Genomic DNA, 15,796 nt, shown 5'->3' on the forward strand with positions numbered 1-15,796 from the left:
ATGATACCGGCGGTGCAGGTCGCGGTTTCGCGTGGCCAGTCACGCAGACGGCAGCACCGAAAACCGCGACCGAACCGGGCCCGATCCTGGAGGGAATGGTCATGGCAAATTTCCATGTCTACGCAGCAGGCACCGGCAGCAAGCTCGAACATCCCGCTATCCGCCGGATAGGGGTTGCGGATGTTTTTGACGCGCTTCGCCGGGGATTTGACGATTTTTGGGAAAAACCTTCGCACTACGTCTTTTTATGCCTGATCTATCCGGTTGCCGGCATCGTGCTGATCACCTGGAGCTCCGGCGGCAACGCGCTTCAGCTCGTCTATCCACTGATGACCGGCTTCGCGCTTCTAGGCCCCTTCGCCGCGCTTGGCCTCTACGAGATCAGCCGCCGGCGCGAACAGCAACTCGACGCGTCGTGGCGACATGCCTTCGACGTCCGAAAATCGCCCGCCATGCCGGCTATCGCCGCTCTCGGGATCATGCTGGGGGTGCTGTTCATCGCCTGGCTGGTAACCGCGCGCGCGCTCTATGCCTACCTCTATGGCGATGCCGCGCCGGCATCGTTCTTCAGCTTTATCGCGGATGTGCTGACCACGCAGCGCGGCTGGACGCTGATCATTCTGGGCAACCTCATCGGTTTTCTGTTTGCCCTTGTCGTGCTCAGCACCACGGTCGTCGCCTTCCCGCTGCTGCTCGACCGCGACATCGGCGCCTACGCGGCTGTCGAGACTTCGGCGCGAGCGGTCATGACGAACCCGGTGCCGCTGCTGCTGTGGGGTCTCATCGTCGCCGTTGCGCTGGGTCTCGGCTCGCTGCCGCTGCTCGTCGGCCTGGCCGTGGTGCTGCCCGTGCTCGGCCATTCGACCTGGCACCTTTACCGCAAGCTGATCGAACCGGCGCCAGCCCCTGCCCCAGCCAAGGCAAAAACACGCAAAGGGAGCTGATCCGACGAAGGAGAGGCGCCCACCCCGTAAAGAGACGGGCGCTCCTGGTTCACGCCGGATGGCTGAAGCGAGCGACCCGCGCATCCCTCAACAGATTGCGGAAGTCGCCGCCCGTGACATGCACCAGCGTCTTGTGATCGCCGGCTTCGAAATAGACATCGTCTTCGGCGCCAAAGCTTTCGTCGAGAATGACCGGCACGCCATAGGCGGCGCCCAGGGGCGGCACGGCGCCAATGTCGCAGTCGCTGAACACCTCGCCGATTTCATCTTCGGAAGCGAGGCCAAGCCGTCTGTCGACCACGTCCTGCAACGTATTGAACTCGACCCGGTGGCTGCTCGGAACCACCGCCAGCGCATAACCCATCTCGTGATGGACCAGCACCGATTTGGCGAGTCGTCGGCCCGGAACATGCGCTGCCTGCGCCGTCTGGCTGCTGGTCGCGGTTCGGTGGTGGGCAACGGTATCGTAGGCAATGCCCCTGCCGGCAATATAGTCCTGGAGTTTCCCTGCGATCGTCATCGTAGGCGCCTTTCTGTTGGAGGTGGGACGCGTCTGAGAACGTGGCAACCATTGTCCTCCCGTCATTTTTCCTGTCAACGAAGAAACGCGATCCGACGAGTCGTCTATGGCCCCATGCCGAATGACAGGACACGGGTCAGTTCGGTGTAACCGGACTCGAGAACCATGATCCACACGAACACCAGGATCAGCAGCGGCGGCACCAGGATCGCATAGGCAAGCGCCAGCCGCTCCCAGGCCATGTGCATGAACACGGCGACGATCAGCCCGGCCTTGAGCATCATGAAGGTGATGATCAGGCCCCATCTGAGATGGCCCTGGAGGCCGAAATAGTCGATGCTGTAGGAGCCGGCGCTGAGGATGAACAGCCAGCCCCAGACGACGAGATAGAGCCTGATCGGGTGCTGCTGGCCTTCCGCGTGTCCCACCGCCTGCGAGGGAGCGTGTCCTTGCAGCCCTCGTTCCTGCGCTTCTGCCTGTGCCATCGCTCCACCTCACCAAAGATAGAAGAATGCGAAGATGAATACCCACACCAGATCGACGAAGTGCCAGTAGAGCCCCATGATCTCGACGCTCTCGTACCGGCCGCGCCGGCTGGTGAAGAACCCGCGCGCGCCGGCTTCGAAGTCGCCGCGCCACACCTTGCGCGCGGTGATCAACAGGAAGATCACACCGATGGTCACATGGGTGCCGTGGAACCCGGTGATCATGAAGAAAGATGAACCGAATTGCACGGCGCCCCAGGGATTTCCCCAGGGCCGCACGCCCTCGGTGATGAGCTTCGTCCACTCGAAAGCCTGCATGCCGACGAAGGTCGCGCCCAGAGCGGCGGTGAGCAGCATCAACGCCGCGGTCTTCCTGCGATCGTGCCGGTAGCCGAAATTGACCGCCATGGCCATCGTGCCGCTCGACGAGATCAGCACGAAGGTCATGATCGCGATCAGGATCAGCGGAATGTCCTGGCCGAACATGTGCAGCGCGAAAACCTCGCTCGGGTTGGGCCAGGGCACCGTCGTCGACATGCGCGCGGTCATGTAGGACAACAGGAAGCAGCCGAAGATGAAAGTGTCGCTGAGCAGGAAGATCCACATCATGGCCTTGCCCCAGGAGACGTTCTTGAACGCCCTCTGGTCGGATGACCAGTCGGCCGCGATGCCGCGCAGGCCTGGCGGCCGCGGAGCGACCGGTGCGGCGTGTTGCAGCGTGGTTTCGGCCATGAGCATTTCCTCCTTGGGTATGGCCTCCTTGGGTACGGCCCGGCGCGCGGCCGTCTAGGTCAAGAGCCCCCGGCATATGTCGATCACGTTATCCGCCCAGCCCATGACCACGCAAAAAAGCACCAGCCAGACGGCAAGCAGGATGTGCCAGTATATCGCGCAGAGCTCGGTCGACAGAACGAGGCTTCCGGATCGGACGCCTCGCCATGCGCGCACATTGACCCGGCCGAGCGCCACCAATCCGCCGATGATGTGAAGGCCGTGCATCGCGGTCAGGAGATAGAAGAAGCTGGCAGCCGGGTTCTCTGTCGCGAAATAGCCTTCGGCGGCGAAATCGCGCCAGGCGAGCAATTGCCCAGCCAGGAACGCCAACGATGCCAGGGCGCCGGCGAGAAGGGCAAGTCGGAGATTGTCCAGTTGGGCTTTGTGCGCGGCAGACACCGCGCCTTGCAGCGCCAAGCTCGCCAGCACCAGCATGGCGGTGTTGAGCCACAGCAGCCTTGGGGCTGGAGCGGCCTGCCAGTCGGCATAGTCCATGCGCATGACATAGGCGCTGATCATGAGCGCGAACAGCGCGCCGACCACGCCAAGGAACACGCCGAGCCCGATCTTAGCCGGATGCATGAGCGACGCTTCCGTCTGCGGAAACGCCGTGACCGGCCCGGCCTCGAGCCACGGCTTGGACATCAGCCGCTGGCGCGACAGCCACCAGCCGACAACGCCGGTTACGGCGGCCAGGAAGATCAGGATCGCGATCATGCGGGGCCGCCTTGCGTCAATGGACGCGGATCGTTCTGTGCAATGAAGTCTTCCGGCGCGCCGGGCACGCTGTAGTCATAGGCCCAGCGGTAGACCACCGGCAGCTCCTTGCCGAAATTGCCGTGTGGCGGCGGCGTGCCGGCCGTCTGCCACTCGAGCGTCGTCGCCCGCCACGGATTGTCGCCTGCTGGCCGTCCATGGCGAATGCTCCACAGCAGGTTGAACAGGAACACCATCTGGGCGAAGCCGACGATCAGCGCGGCCACGGTGATGAACTCGTTCAGCGTATGCACCGAAGGCGGGACGAAGGCCGTATCGCCGAGCTCGGGATAGCGGCGCGGCACGCCGACCAGCCCGATATAGTGCATCGGGAAGAAGATCATGTAGGTACCGATGAAGGTCACCCAGAAGTGGAAGCGGCCCATCGCCTCGTTGAGCATCCGGCCGGTGATCTTGGGGTACCAATGATAGATTGCACCGAATACCACCATGATCGGCGCCACGCCCATCACCATATGAAAATGCGCGACGACGAACATCGTATCCGACAGCGGCACGTCGACCACCACATTGCCGAGGAACAGCCCGGTCAGCCCGCCATTGACGAAGGTGACGATGAAAGAGAGCGCAAACAGCATCGGGATGGTCAGGTGGATGTCGCCGCGCCACAATGTCAGCACCCAATTGTAGACCTTAATGGCGGTGGGGATGGCGATGATCAGCGTGGTGGTGGCGAAGAAGAAGCCGAAATAGGGATGCATGCCCGAGACATACATGTGGTGTGCCCAGACGACGAAGGAGAGCGCGCCGATGCTGACGATCGCCCACACCATCATGCGATAGCCGAAGATGTTCTTGCGCGCATGCGTGCTGATGAGGTCGGAGACGATGCCGAAGGCAGGCAACGCCACGATGTAGACTTCAGGATGGCCGAAGAACCAGAACAGGTGCTGGAACATGATCGGGCTGCCGCCATCGTGCGGTAGTGGGGTGGTGCCCATTTCCACGATCGCCGGCATGAAGAAACTCGAGCCGATCGCGCGGTCGAACAGCATCATGACACAGGCGACGAAGAGCGCCGGGAAGGCCAGCAGCGCCATGACCGTGGCGGTGAAGATACCCCAGACGGTCAACGGCAGGCGCATCAGCGTCATGCCGCGCGTGCGACCCTGGAGCACGGTCACCACATAGTTGAGGCCGCCCATGGTGAACCCGATGATGAACAGGATCAGCGACACGAGCATCAGGATGATGCCCCAATCCTGTCCGCCGGGCGTGCCCGAGGTGATGGCCTGCGGCGGATAGAGCGTCCAACCGGCGCCTGTCGGTCCCCCCGGCGCAAAGAAGCTGCCGACGAGCACCAAAACGGCAAGCAGATAGATCCAGTAGCTCAGCATGTTGACATAGGGAAACACCATGTCGCGTGCGCCGACCATCAACGGAATGAGGTAGTTGCCGAAGCCGCCAAGGAACAGCGCGGTCAAGAGGTAGATCACCATGATCATGCCGTGCATGGTCATGAATTGATAATACATGTCCGGCGAGATGGACGCGAAAGTGTCGGGAAAACCAAGCTTCAGGCGCATCAGCCAGGACAGCACCAGCGCGACGAGCCCGATGGACAGCGCCGTGCCGGCATATTGGATGGCGATGACCTTGGCATCTTGTGAAAAGACGTATCTCGTCCACCAGCTGTGCGGGTGATAGAGTTCCACCTCCGCCACTTCCGCGGCCGGAATGAAATCTGCTCCATGAGGCGTGACGTCGACCATCCCTGAACCTCTCCGCTCTTTCCGGTCCTCCGCGGGGCCGGTTTCATCGATGCCTTACTCTGCCTTCGCCCGTGCCGTCGCTGGCGCAGCAAGCACGCCCACCTTGGCGGGTGCCGACATCTGGGCAAAGGTCGACTGCTGCTGCAGCCAGGCCAGATAATCCTCTTGGGTGTCGACCTTCACGACGCCACGCATGAAGGCGTGACCGACGCCGCAAAGCTCGGCGCAAAGAACTTCGAAACTCCCTGTCTTGGTGGGGGTGAACCAGAAATAGGTGACCGTACCGGGAACCATGTCCATCTTGGCGCGGAACTCCGGCACGTAAAAATCGTGCAGCACGTCGATCGAGCGCAGCAACACCTTGACCGGCTTGCCTATCGGCAGATGCAGATCGGTCGCCACGACGACGACATCGTCCTGACCGTTCGGGTCCTGCGGGTTGATGCCAAGCGGGTTCTCGGAACCGATGAGCCGGGCGTTCGAGGTGCCAAGCTTGCCGTCCGCGCCAGGCAAGCGGAAGCTCCATTGCCATTGCTGCGCAACGACCTCGATCTCGGTCGCGTCCTTGGGAACGGTGACGAACTGGCTCCACACGAACAGCCCGGGCGCCAGCAATGCCGCGACGCCGACAGCGGTGACCACGGTCAGCCAGGATTCGAGCTTCCTGCTTTCGGGCTCGTAGTGCGCCTTCTGCCCTTCCTTGTGCCGGAAGCGGTACACGCAATATGCCATGAACAGCACGACAGCGGAGAAGACCGTCCCGGTGATCCAGAACGTGATGACGAGAGTGCTGTCGATATAGCCCCAGTTGGAGGCTATCGGCGTCCACCACCAAGGGCTCAGCACATGGAACAGCACCGAGCCGACGACAATCAGAACGAGTACGAGCACAACGGCCATCCTCGGTTCCTCCCGGCGTTCCGAGGGACTCTGTCCCGCAGGAAGGCCGCGCCCATTATGCGCGACTTACTTCGGAAATACTAGGGCACGTGGCTGGCGGGGGGAACGTCATACTTTGCAGGGGCGACGCGCGCGCGACGGACGGTGGAGAGCGAGGCGGGGCAGTGAGGGACAGCGCGGATTGACCGGAAGAAGCGGGCTGCCGGCGCCCTCGGAAAGGCTCGGGTCCTCGCCTCGCAGAGTGGGGTCCGAAGGACGGGCGAGACCCGTGGCTCGCCCCGGCAGGTGGCTCGGCGAAGCGGACATGGAGACGGGAGCGTCATGCTCGACAGAGTCCTCGCCTCACGAAGGGAAATCTCCAATCCTCAATTGCCCGTTGAAGCCCGCCCCCGCTTCCGCTAAGAAGCCGTGACTTGCCGGTTCACCGGCTGGTTCGTTTTCCGGACCCTTCGTCCTGAAAGCACCCGTAGCTCAGCTGGATAGAGCGCTGCCCTCCGAAGGCAGAGGTCACAGGTTCGAATCCTGTCGGGTGCGCCACGTTCCGCCGACAGCCGCACAAAATATCTTATATTCTGATTTAAGATCAACCGGATGGCGGTATGGGCGCTATTGGGCATGGTGCTGACGTATGCCCACCATTCCGGAGCGAACCGTCGCAAATCGGCTCGTTATCGTCGAGGCCCTGACCGAGAGCGGGATCGAGGCATTCTTCGTCACGCATCTCTTCGAGTTCGCCCACAACCTCCGTGAACGGAACCTGCCGAACGCAATGTTCCTGCGTGCCGAAAGGCAGGGAGACGGAACGCGGACTTTCAAACCACACGAAGGCGTTCCGCTTCAAACAAGCTTCGGCGAAGATCTCTACCATAGAATATTCGAAGAAGCGGAATATAACAGCGCTAACCGACATCCAGGAGCTGAAGCGAGGACGGCATGAACGGGGACACGGAGAAAATCGGCATTATCAGGCTGCACGAGAAGTGGGCCGACTTTTATACGATCGTCGCTCAGGTGCTGATCCTTTCGCTGTTCGCAGGCGTCTGCTTTTTGGCCGAACAGACGGGTGTCGATGCGGCGGAGCGCAGTGGTGCTTTCGTGTTGCTGGGCCCCATCATTCTCGGCACGGTCATTTGGCAAGCTGCCGGCTTCGGACTTGCCCGCATCCACATGATCATCAATGGCATCGATCTGGAGCGAGGGTCCACCCACGACGAGCGGACTCGCGGATAGGTCGACAGGAAGATGCAGGACGTTCTTCATGCAGTGATGTGGGTGGCGCTCGGCAGTGCCTTTGGCGGCCCGGCGCGCTATTTCGTGTCGGGGCTGGTCGGCCGGCACGTCGGCGAAACTTTTCCCTGGGGCACGATGGTCGTCAACGTCAGCGGCGCTTTCATGATCGGCCTGATTGCAGCCGCCGCGACCATCGAGGGTTTTCTACCGATGCCGTCCGCCTGGCAGCTTGCCGTCACCGGCTTCCTCGGCGCCTACACAACCGTGTCCTCCTTCAGTCTCCAGACCATGGCGCTGGCCCGCGACGGCCAGTTTCGCAAGGCGGGTAGCAATGTGGCGCTTTCCCTCGCTCTCTGCCTGTCAGCCGTGGCGCTTGGCTATGGCGTTGGCGCTTTCAGCCTTGGGATTGGCCCCGCATGAGCGAGTTCAAGGAGGCGCTTTCCGACGAAGAAGAACCGCGGCCGACGCCCAAGGCCGGTCTACGAGGGCGGGCCGGATGGAATTCATTGCGCGAAAGGCTGCTTCTTTATGCCGTGGTTTCGCTCGGTTCGATCATCGGCAGCGTCTTGCGCGCCCTTGCCTCGCTCGCCGCGCTCGGCTGGTTCGGCCAGGGATTTCCATGGGGTACCCTGTTCGTCAACATCGTGGGTTCCTTCGTCATTGGCTTCTACGCCGCGATCACAGGGCCGGACGGACGAATCTTCGCGGGCATGTACCAGCGTCAATTCGTGATGACCGGCATTTGTGGCGGCTTCACCACCTTCTCGGTCTTCAGTCTGGAAGCCTTCCAGTCGCTTCATGCCGGTAGATTCACGCTCGCAGGACTTTATGTCGGCATCTCCGTCATCACTTGGCTCGCATCCGTCTGGCTCGGCCACGCTCTTGCTTCACGCCTCAACCGCCTGGGAGGAACATGATCATGCAGATACCACGCCAAGCCATGCTTCTGCGGATATTCATCGGTGAGGATGATCGTGACGATGGCCACCCGCTCTACGAATCCATCGTGCTGAAGGCTCGCGAGATGCAGCTTGCCGGCGCAACCGTGCTGCGCGGCGGAATGGGCTTCGGTCAGTCCAGCCGGCTACACACTACAAAAATCCTCAGGTTGTCGGAGGACTTGCCCCTGGTCGTCGAGATCGTGGACAGCGAAGAGAAGATCAATGCTTTCCTGCCGGTGCTCGAAGGCATCATGTCGAGCGGACTGGTGACGCTCGAAAAGGTGCAGGTGTTGCAGTACGGATCAAGCGGCGCCTAGATGTGAGCTTTCGGGAGGTTGTCCATTCGGGCCGACCGAGGAGACTGGAGTTACCACGCTTCAGATTCGCCGGAGGGTCCGAATGAACATCCATAAGGATGCCCGCCTGACGCCGCTGCGTCGAGAGGAAATGGCGCTGTCGGTGATAGAAGGCGGCGCTCCCCATTCCCAAGCGGCGTTGAAGTATGTGGTGACGGTGAAGGTCGTGACGCGTTGGATCGAGCGCTATAAAGCGGAGGGCCGAGCCGGCATGGCCGATCGGTCGATCGAGCAGAAAGGGGAAGATTTTCGGCCTGATCGGTGCGAAGTGGCCATGATCCTTTACTTTCGCTAGCTGCCATCGAGAGCCAGATCAGCCGGAAGTGACCAGAAATACGTCAGAATCAGCATCAATCCCGCCAGTCCAATGCCAACCAGATCGTGACAATTACGATCATGGCCGCGCGGCCCTTCGGCCGTTCCAAGATTTTCGCGGCCGCTGCACGATGCCCAAGGTCGGCTCCTGCGGCACTGCCGCCTACCCCGCGAGCCTATCGTCGTCACCGACATCGCAAGGGATCCGCAGGGGGATTTTCGCGACCTGGTATTTACCATACCGGCTTCATGCTCGGCGTCTTTGACTTGTATTCGATGGCAGTGTGCGGGCACGGAGGCCGACAGCACTCTCGCTTTAGTTCAAAGTTGCCATTTGGATCGTTACAGATAGGTAAGAATTATAAGGATATTACTCTTACCCGGATTCTTTGCAAAACGCGGAGATACGAAATGTCGCGTTCAAGATTCCCGGTTGACCAGCTGGCCCAGTCATTTTCCAAGGACGATGCCAACGCCGTGCGCCTGGTGCTCGATGCGGTCCCTCATCCGATATTCGTCAAGGATCACCAATCCCGTTTCGTTGTTCTGAATCGTGGCATGTGCGAGTTCATGGGGCGTTCCCACGAGGAGCTAATCGGCAAGACGGATTACGACTTCGTACCGAAGGAACATGCGGATGTGTTCCGGCGCATTGATCAACTGGTGCTGGAAAATGGCGAAATCAGCGAGAACGAGGAGATCATCCGCGGGCCGCAAGGTGTGATCCGCACAGTTGTGACGCGCAAGGCGCGGGCGTTGCTGCCGACCGGTGCCCGTTTTGTGGTCGGTAGTATTACGGACATTACCAAGCTGAAGCAGCACCAAGCCTCGCTGCAGCTCCTGTTCGAGGAGAATCCGCTGCCGATGTGGGTATTCGACCTGGAAAGCCTGCGCTTTCTGGACGTCAACCAGGCCGCCATCGAGCATTATGGCTACACACGCGAGCAATTCCTCTCCAAGTCGATCCTCGACATCAGACCTCGCGAAGATATCGAGGCGTTCCATCGGATCGTCGGCACCGGCCAAGGCTCCTACCAAACCGGGCGCAGCTGGCGTCACATCAAGGCGGACGGCAGCCTGATCGACATCCTCGCCTATTCCAAGCCGATCGACTATGACGGCCGCGCGGCTTTCATGGTCGCTGTCATGGACGTGACGGAGCGGAAGCGGGCGGAAGACGACCTTCGGCGCACCAGGGAGTTCCTGGACACAGTCATCGAGAACATTCCGGTCATGCTCTTCGCCAAAGAGGCGGGACAGCACCGCTACGTCCTGATGAACCGGGCGGGCGAGGAACTGCTCGGTATCCCTCGGGCGGAGCTGATCGGCAGGACCGACGCCGAGCTGTTTTCGCCAGAGGAGGCCGAGTCCTTCTTCATTCGCGACCAGGAGGCTTTGCGCTCCGGTTCCGTGCAAATCGCCGCGGAAGAGAAGATCCCCACGCGACACAAAGGCGTGCGCGACCTCGCAACCCGACGGCTGGCTGTCGAGAGCCAGGATGGCACGTCGAAATACCTGCTTACGGTCGCGGAAGACATCACCGAGCGCAGGCGAGATGCCGCGCGGATCGCCTACATGGCCACACATGACGTGCTGACCGACCTTCCCAATCGAGCGGCACTCGTCGAGCAGCTCGAGTTCACGCTCGAACGGGCGAGCTCCGGGCGCGAGTCGTTTGCCGTCATGCGTCTCGACCTCGACGGCTTCAAGGAAGTCAACGACGTCTACGGACCGGGGGTGGCGGACGCTCTGCTTGGCCAGGTGGCGAAGCGCCTTGCCGTAACCGCGGGCAAGCACTTCGCTGCGCGGACAGGCGGCAACGGGTTCACCGTGATCGTCAGCGAAGGTCCGCATCCCGCGGTCGCTGTAGAGCTGGCCGACCGCCTGCTGGCGACGATCGCCGATGTTTTCGAGGTCGAAGGCCACGCATTGCGGGTTGGGCTCAGCATCGGTATCGCCTTCTTTCCTGACGATGCGACCGACGTCACAGCTCTTTTGAGCAATGCTCAGGCAGCGCTCGATCGCGCAAGAGCCGATGGCCGTAGTGTCTTCCGGATATTCGAGGCCGACATGGATCGCAAGCTGCGCGAACGCCGTGCTCTCGAACAAGACTTGCGATCCGCACTGGCAGGTGGCGAATTATTCCTGCACTATCAGCCGCAGGCGGGCTTGGCCGGCGAAATCGTCGGGTTCGAAGCTTTGATCCGGTGGTCCCACAAGGACCGAGGGATGATCCCACCCGCCGAATTCATTCCGGTGGCCGAAGAGAGTGGACTGATCGTTCCCATTGGAGAATGGGTGCTGCGGGAGGCATGCCGAGAGGCGGCTGCGTGGACCAAGCCTGTCCAGGTTGGCGTCAATTTGTCTCCCGTGCAGTTTCGCCAGGGCGATCTGCCTGGCCTGGTGCATTCGGTCCTGCTGGAGACGGGGCTCGATCCAAAGCGGCTGGAGCTGGAAATAACCGAGAATGTGCTGTTCGACGACTTCTCGCGGGCAAGTTCGATCCTCAGGCGCCTGAAATCGCTCGGCGTGAAGATCGCCCTGGACGACTTCGGAACCGGCTATTCGTCGCTTTCCTATCTTCAGTCTTTCCCCTTCGACAAGATCAAGATCGACAAGTCCTTCGTCTGGATGATCGAGAAGAACCCGCAATCGGCCGCCATAATTCGTGCGATCGTGGGACTGGGACGAGGCCTGTCGATGCATATCATCGCGGAGGGCGTCGAGACATTGGAGCAGTTGACCTTTCTTAGCGAAGAGGGCTGCAATGCTCTGCAAGGCTACCTGATCGGCCGCCCTTATCCAATTGAGGCATACGCGAATGAGGTCGGCAGACCCGCAGCGCTGGCGGGCAGCGCGCGCCCTCGCCGCAGACGGTAATCGAGGCGAGAGGGACTTCTCTCGCCGAATCCTCACGGGCGGACGCGGATGATCGTTTTCCCCGCGCGCCGCTCAGTCGAATTGAACGTGGCGACAGCATCATCGAGGCTCGAGACCTTGCCGATGTTCGTCCGCAGTCTTCCGTCCCGGACCCGCTGAACTATCTCGGATAGTTGCGCGTGATCAGCCTCGACGACGAAGTCGATCGCCAGGCCATCCGCGGGTCGAACATCCGTTGGTCCGACGACTGTCACGAGCGTTCCTCCGGCCCGGATCAGAGTTGCGGACCGCTTCTGGATGTCCCCGCCGATGACATCGAACACCAGATCGATGCTGCCGACGTCCTCCAGGGAGTCGTTCCCGAGGTCGACGAATTCATTTGCACCGAAGTCGAGCGCCTTCTGACGGTCGGCGGCGCGGCCGGTGCCGATGACATAGGCGCCGGCTTCCCGCGCAAGCTGCGTCACGACCGAACCGACGGCACCGGCCGCGCCGTGCGCAAGCACGCTCTGTCCTGCCCGAAGGCGGCCATGCTGAAACAGACCCTGCCATGCGGTCAGGCCCGAGATCGGCAGACTCGCGCCCACCGCGAAGTCGACATCGCCGGGCAGTGGCGCGAGATTGCGTGCTTCCATGGCGACGTACTCAGCAAGTGTACCGTCGCGATGCCAGTCCGACAGGCCGAACACCCGTTGACCGATCGACAGCCCCGTGGTGCCGTAGCCAAGCGCGGAGACCACACCGGCCAATTCATGGCCGAGGATCGATGGCGTCCGGTCACGGAAGGCCCGATCCGCCCAGGTCGAAGGCCACTCCAGTTCGGTGTTGACGAAGCCCGCCGCATGAACCTGTACGACGACGTCGTTTATCGCTGCCTGTGGCTTGGGCCGCTCCACCAGCTTCATTCCGGCCGTTCCCGCGGCCTGGTCCGTCACGACGATCGCTTTCATGGGAATTGTCTCCTCAGTGATTTGTTGGTTCGAGATAAATTGCAGGGGTGCAAGGTCTTTTCGATCTCTCACGCGGTTGGCGATAGGCTCGGCGCCTTCCGCGACGACCTTGATTTGATGCCGACGCGACATCTGGCGGGCGCCTCATAGTCATAAGCTCCATCACATCATGCAGATCATCTGCCGACGAGATGGCAATCGTCAGCCATTTTCCGTCGATGTATGTTTTTGTTTCATCGTAGAGTTTGACCAATTGCCAAGTTCCATAGGTCCGTTCCGGACATATGGGTTACGGTTTGTACCGGGTAACACTTTTGACCCTAACTGTTTTGGAGCCTGACTTGACCACAACCACCCCCAAAACCGGGCTCGCGCTGATCACCGGCGCCGGCGCGGCCGACGGCATCGGCTTTGCCATTGCGCGCCGGTTTGGCCAGGCTGGGCATGCGGTTTTCCTGACCGGCGCCAGCGCGCGGGTGCTGGAGCGCGCCCTCGAGCTTCGCGGCGAGGGCATCGATGCCACGGCCGCGGTCGCCGATCTCACCATTGCCGCGGAGGTGGAGCGGCTGCGGGCCGAGGTCGGCGCTGTCGATATCCTGGTCAACAATGCCGGCATGGGATCGCTGGCCTCGCCGTCCGTCGACAAGACGTTCCTGGCGATGAGCGAGGCCGAGTGGGACCAGGGCATCGAGACCAGCCTCAAGACCGCGTTTCTCGTCACCAGGTCGTTTCTGCCGGCGATGGTCGAAACGGGGTATGGGCGCATCGTCAATGTCGCATCGGTGACCGGGCCGCTGGTCTCCTACCAGGGCACCGCCGCCTATTCCGCGGCGAAGGCCGGGATGGTCGGCCTGACCAGGACATTGGCGCTGGAAGTGGCGCGGCACGGCGTCACCGCCAATGCCGTGGCGCCTGGCTGGATCGAGACAGGCGCGTCGAGCGAGGCGGAGCGGATAGCGGCCCGGCATGCGCCGCCGGGCCGCGCCGGCCGGCCGGATGAGGTCGCGGCGGCGGTCGTGTTCCTGGCCTCCGAGAGCGCCAGCTACATCAACGGCGCCTTGCTGGTGGTCGACGGCGGCAACAGCCTCGAGGAACGCAAGGGATAGACCTCGCGGTCGGCCTTGTGCCCAGGTGGAGTTCGACCTTCTGACGTAATTCCTCCACCCGGACTGAACCGTGATCTCTCTCGGGAGCGTTTCCGAGCTGCCAAAAAGGTCTGCCACTCGCCCGCTTGACTCAATCATCAGTCTGAACTAATCATAAGTCATGACTGTTGATAGTGCACAGCTTGCCGCCCTGGGCGACCCGACCCGAAGGCAGATTTTCGAGCTGATCGCGGAGCGGCCGCGCTCGGTGGCGGAGGTCACGCGGCAGGTCAGCGTGTCGCAGTCCGCGGTGTCGCAGCATCTGAAGGTGCTTCGGGATTCGCGGCTGGTGCGCGCGGAGCCGAAGGGCGCCAGCAACGTCTACCACATCGATCCGCACGGGCTTGGCCAGATGCGCGCCTGGCTCGACCGGTTCTGGAGCAAGACGCTCGCGGCCTACAAGCTGGCCGTCGAAACCCCACCAGAGGAGTGACCATGAACACCCAGATCCCCATCGCGTCGGTAAGACAATCCGTCGTGGTCGAGGCGCCGATCGAGCGCGCCTTCAAGGTTTTCACCGAGGATTTCGGCAGTTTCAAACCGCCAGAGCACAATTTGCTTGTAGCCGAGATCGCCGAGACGGTGTTCGAGCCTCGGGTCGGCGGCCACGTCTATGACCGCGGCGTCGACGGCAGCGAGTGCCGCTGGGCGCGCGTGCTGGCCTACGAGCCGCCCAACCGCGTGCTCTTGAGTTGGGACATCAGCCCGCAATGGCGCATCGAGACCGACCTGGCCAGGACCAGCGAGTGGGAGGTGCGGTTCACCGCCGAAACGGCTGAGCGCACCCGCGTCGAGATCGAGCATCGGAACCTGGAGCGCCATGGCCAGGGCTGGGAAGGCGTCCGCGATGCCGTCGCCGGCGATCAGGGCTGGCCGCTCTACCTGCAGCGCTATGTCGAGCTGGTTGCACGGCAGGCCTGACCGCGACTTTTAGAGGCGCTTCGCCGGATAGGCGGTCAGGGCACCACGCCCCTGCACGCCCAGGCGACATTGGCGAACGATCTCGGCCCGTCCGGTCGCCCGGCCTGATAGGCATCGCGGACGGCAGCCTCGGTGCGCTCGCGCTCGGTTGCCTCCAGCGTGATCATGTATTTGCCGAGCGGACCCTCGCCGGCTGCTATCGGCGCCCAATAGTCGGCGAAGTCCTGGTAGTCCATGCGGATCATCAGCTCGGTCTCGGTCACGTCGGCCAGCCCCTGCTCGATGAAGGTCCGCTTCATTTCACCGGGCTGCATCATCGGCTGGAAGCAATAGCGGCTGCGCAGTTGGCGCCCGCCTTCGCCGAGCGCGGCAACCGTGTCGATCATCATGCGCATGCCCGCCATGCCGCCGAGATGGTCCCACACCACGGCCGCGACCACGCCGCCCGCCCGCGTAACGCGACGCATTTCGGCAACCGCCTTGCCGGATTCCGGCACGAAGTGAAGCACCAGCAGCGCCAGCGCGCGGTCGAACGCATTGTCCGCGAACGGCAAGGCGGTGGCGTCCGCCTGCTTGATTTCGATGCGCGGATCGGTGTTGCGCCGCCTTGCCGCCTCGACGAAAACAGGTGAAAAGTCGATTGCCGCGATCGCCGCGAGTTCGGCGGATTTCGCCAGCTCGAACGTCAGGCTGCCGGTACCGCAGCCGACGTCGAGGATCTTTTCGCCAGGGGCAAGACCGGCGAAGCCGATGAAGCTGGGCGCGAGCTTTCGACTCCAGCGGCCCATGAGTTGCTCATAGCCGGACGCGTCATGAACGGTGAAACTCGATGTCATATGCCCCTCCCCTTGGCTGGCGGCGCAGGCTAGACCTCAATCAGGATGAAGCCAAGACGCGGGGAGCACGGTGAGTGCCAGCATCCGGGCGAGCCAAAAAGGCCGACCGG

18 protein-coding genes, 1 tRNA gene and 2 pseudogenes are annotated in these 15,796 nt (G+C 62.1%); 12 read left to right on the forward strand and 9 right to left on the reverse strand.

Features of this window, described 5'->3' with window-relative positions; all coding sequences use genetic code 11:
• Window positions 1–101 precede the first annotated feature (101 nt).
• Window positions 102–944, forward strand: a complete 843-nt coding sequence (locus LB536_RS08945; RefSeq protein WP_140757290.1) for a DUF2189 domain-containing protein — start codon at window positions 102–104, stop codon at window positions 942–944.
• A 49-nt stretch (window positions 945–993) separates the two neighbouring features.
• Here LB536_RS08945 and LB536_RS08950 read toward each other — a convergent pair whose 3' ends face one another.
• The 6 genes from LB536_RS08950 to coxB form a co-directional block, all read right to left on the reverse strand.
• Window positions 994–1,464, reverse strand: coding sequence for an aminoacyl-tRNA deacylase (locus tag LB536_RS08950; protein ID WP_224591146.1), 471 nt, complete (start codon window positions 1,462–1,464; stop codon window positions 994–996).
• 104 nt (window positions 1,465–1,568) lie between these two features.
• Window positions 1,569–1,949 (reverse strand): cytochrome C oxidase subunit IV family protein, encoded by a 381-nt coding sequence (locus tag LB536_RS08955; protein ID WP_224591148.1) that lies wholly within the window; start codon window positions 1,947–1,949, stop codon window positions 1,569–1,571.
• A 9-nt stretch (window positions 1,950–1,958) separates the two neighbouring features.
• The gene (locus LB536_RS08960) at window positions 1,959–2,681 is read right to left on the reverse strand and encodes a heme-copper oxidase subunit III family protein (RefSeq protein ID WP_140757284.1); all 723 of its coding nucleotides are present in this window, start codon (window positions 2,679–2,681) and stop codon (window positions 1,959–1,961) included.
• A 54-nt stretch (window positions 2,682–2,735) separates the two neighbouring features.
• A complete protein-coding gene (locus LB536_RS08965) occupies window positions 2,736–3,440 on the reverse strand; it encodes a cytochrome c oxidase subunit 3 (RefSeq protein ID WP_224591150.1) in 705 nt (234 codons plus the stop codon).
• A complete protein-coding gene (locus tag LB536_RS08970; RefSeq protein ID WP_140757280.1) occupies window positions 3,437–5,212 on the reverse strand; it encodes a cbb3-type cytochrome c oxidase subunit I in 1,776 nt (591 codons plus the stop codon). Before LB536_RS08970 ends, LB536_RS08965 begins: the two co-directional genes overlap by 4 nt.
• Window positions 5,213–5,266: 54 nt before the next feature.
• The gene (gene coxB / locus LB536_RS08975; RefSeq protein WP_224591152.1) at window positions 5,267–6,112 is read right to left on the reverse strand and encodes a cytochrome c oxidase subunit II; all 846 of its coding nucleotides are present in this window, start codon (window positions 6,110–6,112) and stop codon (window positions 5,267–5,269) included.
• Window positions 6,113–6,572: 460 nt separating this feature from the next.
• On the opposite strand from coxB, the gene LB536_RS08980 reads away from it, so the two are divergent.
• The 8 genes and pseudogenes from LB536_RS08980 (at window position 6,573) to LB536_RS09015 (ending at window position 11,834) form a co-directional block, all read left to right on the forward strand.
• Window positions 6,573–6,649 (forward strand) — tRNA-Arg (locus LB536_RS08980).
• 91 nt (window positions 6,650–6,740) lie between these two features.
• Window positions 6,741–7,049 carry a hypothetical protein gene (locus LB536_RS08985; RefSeq protein WP_140812297.1) on the forward strand — a complete coding sequence of 103 codons (309 nt, stop codon included), beginning with the start codon at window positions 6,741–6,743 and terminating at the stop codon, window positions 7,047–7,049.
• The gene (locus tag LB536_RS08990; RefSeq protein ID WP_224591154.1) at window positions 7,046–7,342 is read left to right on the forward strand and encodes a hypothetical protein; all 297 of its coding nucleotides are present in this window, start codon (window positions 7,046–7,048) and stop codon (window positions 7,340–7,342) included. The genes LB536_RS08985 and LB536_RS08990 overlap by 4 nt, the downstream gene beginning before the upstream one ends.
• 12 nt (window positions 7,343–7,354) lie before the next feature.
• Entirely contained in the window at window positions 7,355–7,762 is a 408-nt protein-coding gene (crcB, locus tag LB536_RS08995; RefSeq protein ID WP_224591156.1) for a fluoride efflux transporter CrcB, read from the forward strand.
• The gene (locus LB536_RS09000; protein WP_224591158.1) at window positions 7,759–8,259 is read left to right on the forward strand and encodes a CrcB family protein; all 501 of its coding nucleotides are present in this window, start codon (window positions 7,759–7,761) and stop codon (window positions 8,257–8,259) included. The genes crcB and LB536_RS09000 overlap by 4 nt, the downstream gene beginning before the upstream one ends.
• A gap of 2 nt (window positions 8,260–8,261) precedes the next feature.
• Window positions 8,262–8,600: a DUF190 domain-containing protein gene (locus LB536_RS09005; protein ID WP_140758771.1), complete on the forward strand. Its 339-nt coding sequence runs from the start codon at window positions 8,262–8,264 to the stop codon at window positions 8,598–8,600.
• 82 nt (window positions 8,601–8,682) lie between these two features.
• A pseudogene (locus LB536_RS09010) lies at window positions 8,683–8,865 on the forward strand (leucine zipper domain-containing protein); the annotation flags it as partial.
• A 500-nt stretch (window positions 8,866–9,365) separates the two neighbouring features.
• Window positions 9,366–11,834 (forward strand): EAL domain-containing protein, encoded by a 2,469-nt coding sequence (locus LB536_RS09015; RefSeq protein WP_224591160.1) that lies wholly within the window; start codon window positions 9,366–9,368, stop codon window positions 11,832–11,834.
• A 32-nt stretch (window positions 11,835–11,866) separates the two neighbouring features.
• On the opposite strand, the gene LB536_RS09020 is transcribed toward LB536_RS09015, so the two are convergent.
• Entirely contained in the window at window positions 11,867–12,784 is a 918-nt protein-coding gene (locus LB536_RS09020; RefSeq protein WP_224591162.1) for an NADP-dependent oxidoreductase, read from the reverse strand.
• Window positions 12,785–12,917: 133 nt separating this feature from the next.
• Window positions 12,918–13,040, reverse strand: a pseudogene (locus LB536_RS09025) (DUF3788 family protein); the annotation flags it as partial.
• An 85-nt stretch (window positions 13,041–13,125) separates the two neighbouring features.
• On the opposite strand from LB536_RS09025, the gene LB536_RS09030 reads away from it, so the two are divergent.
• The 3 genes from LB536_RS09030 (at window position 13,126) to LB536_RS09040 (ending at window position 14,850) form a co-directional block, all read left to right on the forward strand.
• The gene (locus LB536_RS09030) at window positions 13,126–13,890 is read left to right on the forward strand and encodes an SDR family NAD(P)-dependent oxidoreductase (RefSeq protein ID WP_224591163.1); all 765 of its coding nucleotides are present in this window, start codon (window positions 13,126–13,128) and stop codon (window positions 13,888–13,890) included.
• Window positions 13,891–14,050: 160 nt separating this feature from the next.
• Window positions 14,051–14,362, forward strand: a complete 312-nt coding sequence (locus LB536_RS09035) for an ArsR/SmtB family transcription factor (protein ID WP_015314540.1) — start codon at window positions 14,051–14,053, stop codon at window positions 14,360–14,362.
• Between the two features lie 2 nt (window positions 14,363–14,364).
• Window positions 14,365–14,850, forward strand: a complete 486-nt coding sequence (locus LB536_RS09040; RefSeq protein WP_224591165.1) for an SRPBCC family protein — start codon at window positions 14,365–14,367, stop codon at window positions 14,848–14,850.
• Between the two features lie 35 nt (window positions 14,851–14,885).
• Here the strand turns inward: LB536_RS09040 and LB536_RS09045 are convergent, their stop codons facing one another.
• Window positions 14,886–15,686, reverse strand: coding sequence for a class I SAM-dependent methyltransferase (locus LB536_RS09045; RefSeq protein ID WP_140812285.1), 801 nt, complete (start codon window positions 15,684–15,686; stop codon window positions 14,886–14,888).
• Window positions 15,687–15,796 lie beyond the last annotated feature (110 nt).

The organism is Mesorhizobium sp. ES1-3, assembly GCF_020164795.1.
In the GTDB taxonomy this organism is placed as follows: domain Bacteria; phylum Pseudomonadota; class Alphaproteobacteria; order Rhizobiales; family Rhizobiaceae; genus Mesorhizobium.

What these genes read in the sequence shown, in the direction of transcription:
- LB536_RS08945 (WP_140757290.1), top strand. Translation starts at nt 102, where the DNA reads ATGGCAAATTTCCATGTCTACGCAGCAGGCACCGGCAGCAAGCTCGAA.
- LB536_RS08950 (WP_224591146.1), bottom strand. Translation starts at nt 1,464, where the DNA reads ATGACGATCGCAGGGAAACTCCAGGACTATATTGCCGGCAGGGGCATT.
- LB536_RS08955 (WP_224591148.1), bottom strand. Translation starts at nt 1,949, where the DNA reads ATGGCACAGGCAGAAGCGCAGGAACGAGGGCTGCAAGGACACGCTCCC.
- LB536_RS08960 (WP_140757284.1), bottom strand. Translation starts at nt 2,681, where the DNA reads ATGGCCGAAACCACGCTGCAACACGCCGCACCGGTCGCTCCGCGGCCG.
- LB536_RS08965 (WP_224591150.1), bottom strand. Translation starts at nt 3,440, where the DNA reads ATGATCGCGATCCTGATCTTCCTGGCCGCCGTAACCGGCGTTGTCGGC.
- LB536_RS08970 (WP_140757280.1), bottom strand. Translation starts at nt 5,212, where the DNA reads ATGGTCGACGTCACGCCTCATGGAGCAGATTTCATTCCGGCCGCGGAA.
- coxB (WP_224591152.1), bottom strand. Translation starts at nt 6,112, where the DNA reads ATGGCCGTTGTGCTCGTACTCGTTCTGATTGTCGTCGGCTCGGTGCTG.
- LB536_RS08985 (WP_140812297.1), top strand. Translation starts at nt 6,741, where the DNA reads ATGCCCACCATTCCGGAGCGAACCGTCGCAAATCGGCTCGTTATCGTC.
- LB536_RS08990 (WP_224591154.1), top strand. Translation starts at nt 7,046, where the DNA reads ATGAACGGGGACACGGAGAAAATCGGCATTATCAGGCTGCACGAGAAG.
- crcB (WP_224591156.1), top strand. Translation starts at nt 7,355, where the DNA reads ATGCAGGACGTTCTTCATGCAGTGATGTGGGTGGCGCTCGGCAGTGCC.
- LB536_RS09000 (WP_224591158.1), top strand. Translation starts at nt 7,759, where the DNA reads ATGAGCGAGTTCAAGGAGGCGCTTTCCGACGAAGAAGAACCGCGGCCG.
- LB536_RS09005 (WP_140758771.1), top strand. Translation starts at nt 8,262, where the DNA reads ATGCAGATACCACGCCAAGCCATGCTTCTGCGGATATTCATCGGTGAG.
- LB536_RS09015 (WP_224591160.1), top strand. Translation starts at nt 9,366, where the DNA reads ATGTCGCGTTCAAGATTCCCGGTTGACCAGCTGGCCCAGTCATTTTCC.
- LB536_RS09020 (WP_224591162.1), bottom strand. Translation starts at nt 12,784, where the DNA reads ATGAAAGCGATCGTCGTGACGGACCAGGCCGCGGGAACGGCCGGAATG.
- LB536_RS09035 (WP_015314540.1), top strand. Translation starts at nt 14,051, where the DNA reads ATGACTGTTGATAGTGCACAGCTTGCCGCCCTGGGCGACCCGACCCGA.
- LB536_RS09040 (WP_224591165.1), top strand. Translation starts at nt 14,365, where the DNA reads ATGAACACCCAGATCCCCATCGCGTCGGTAAGACAATCCGTCGTGGTC.
- LB536_RS09045 (WP_140812285.1), bottom strand. Translation starts at nt 15,686, where the DNA reads ATGACATCGAGTTTCACCGTTCATGACGCGTCCGGCTATGAGCAACTC.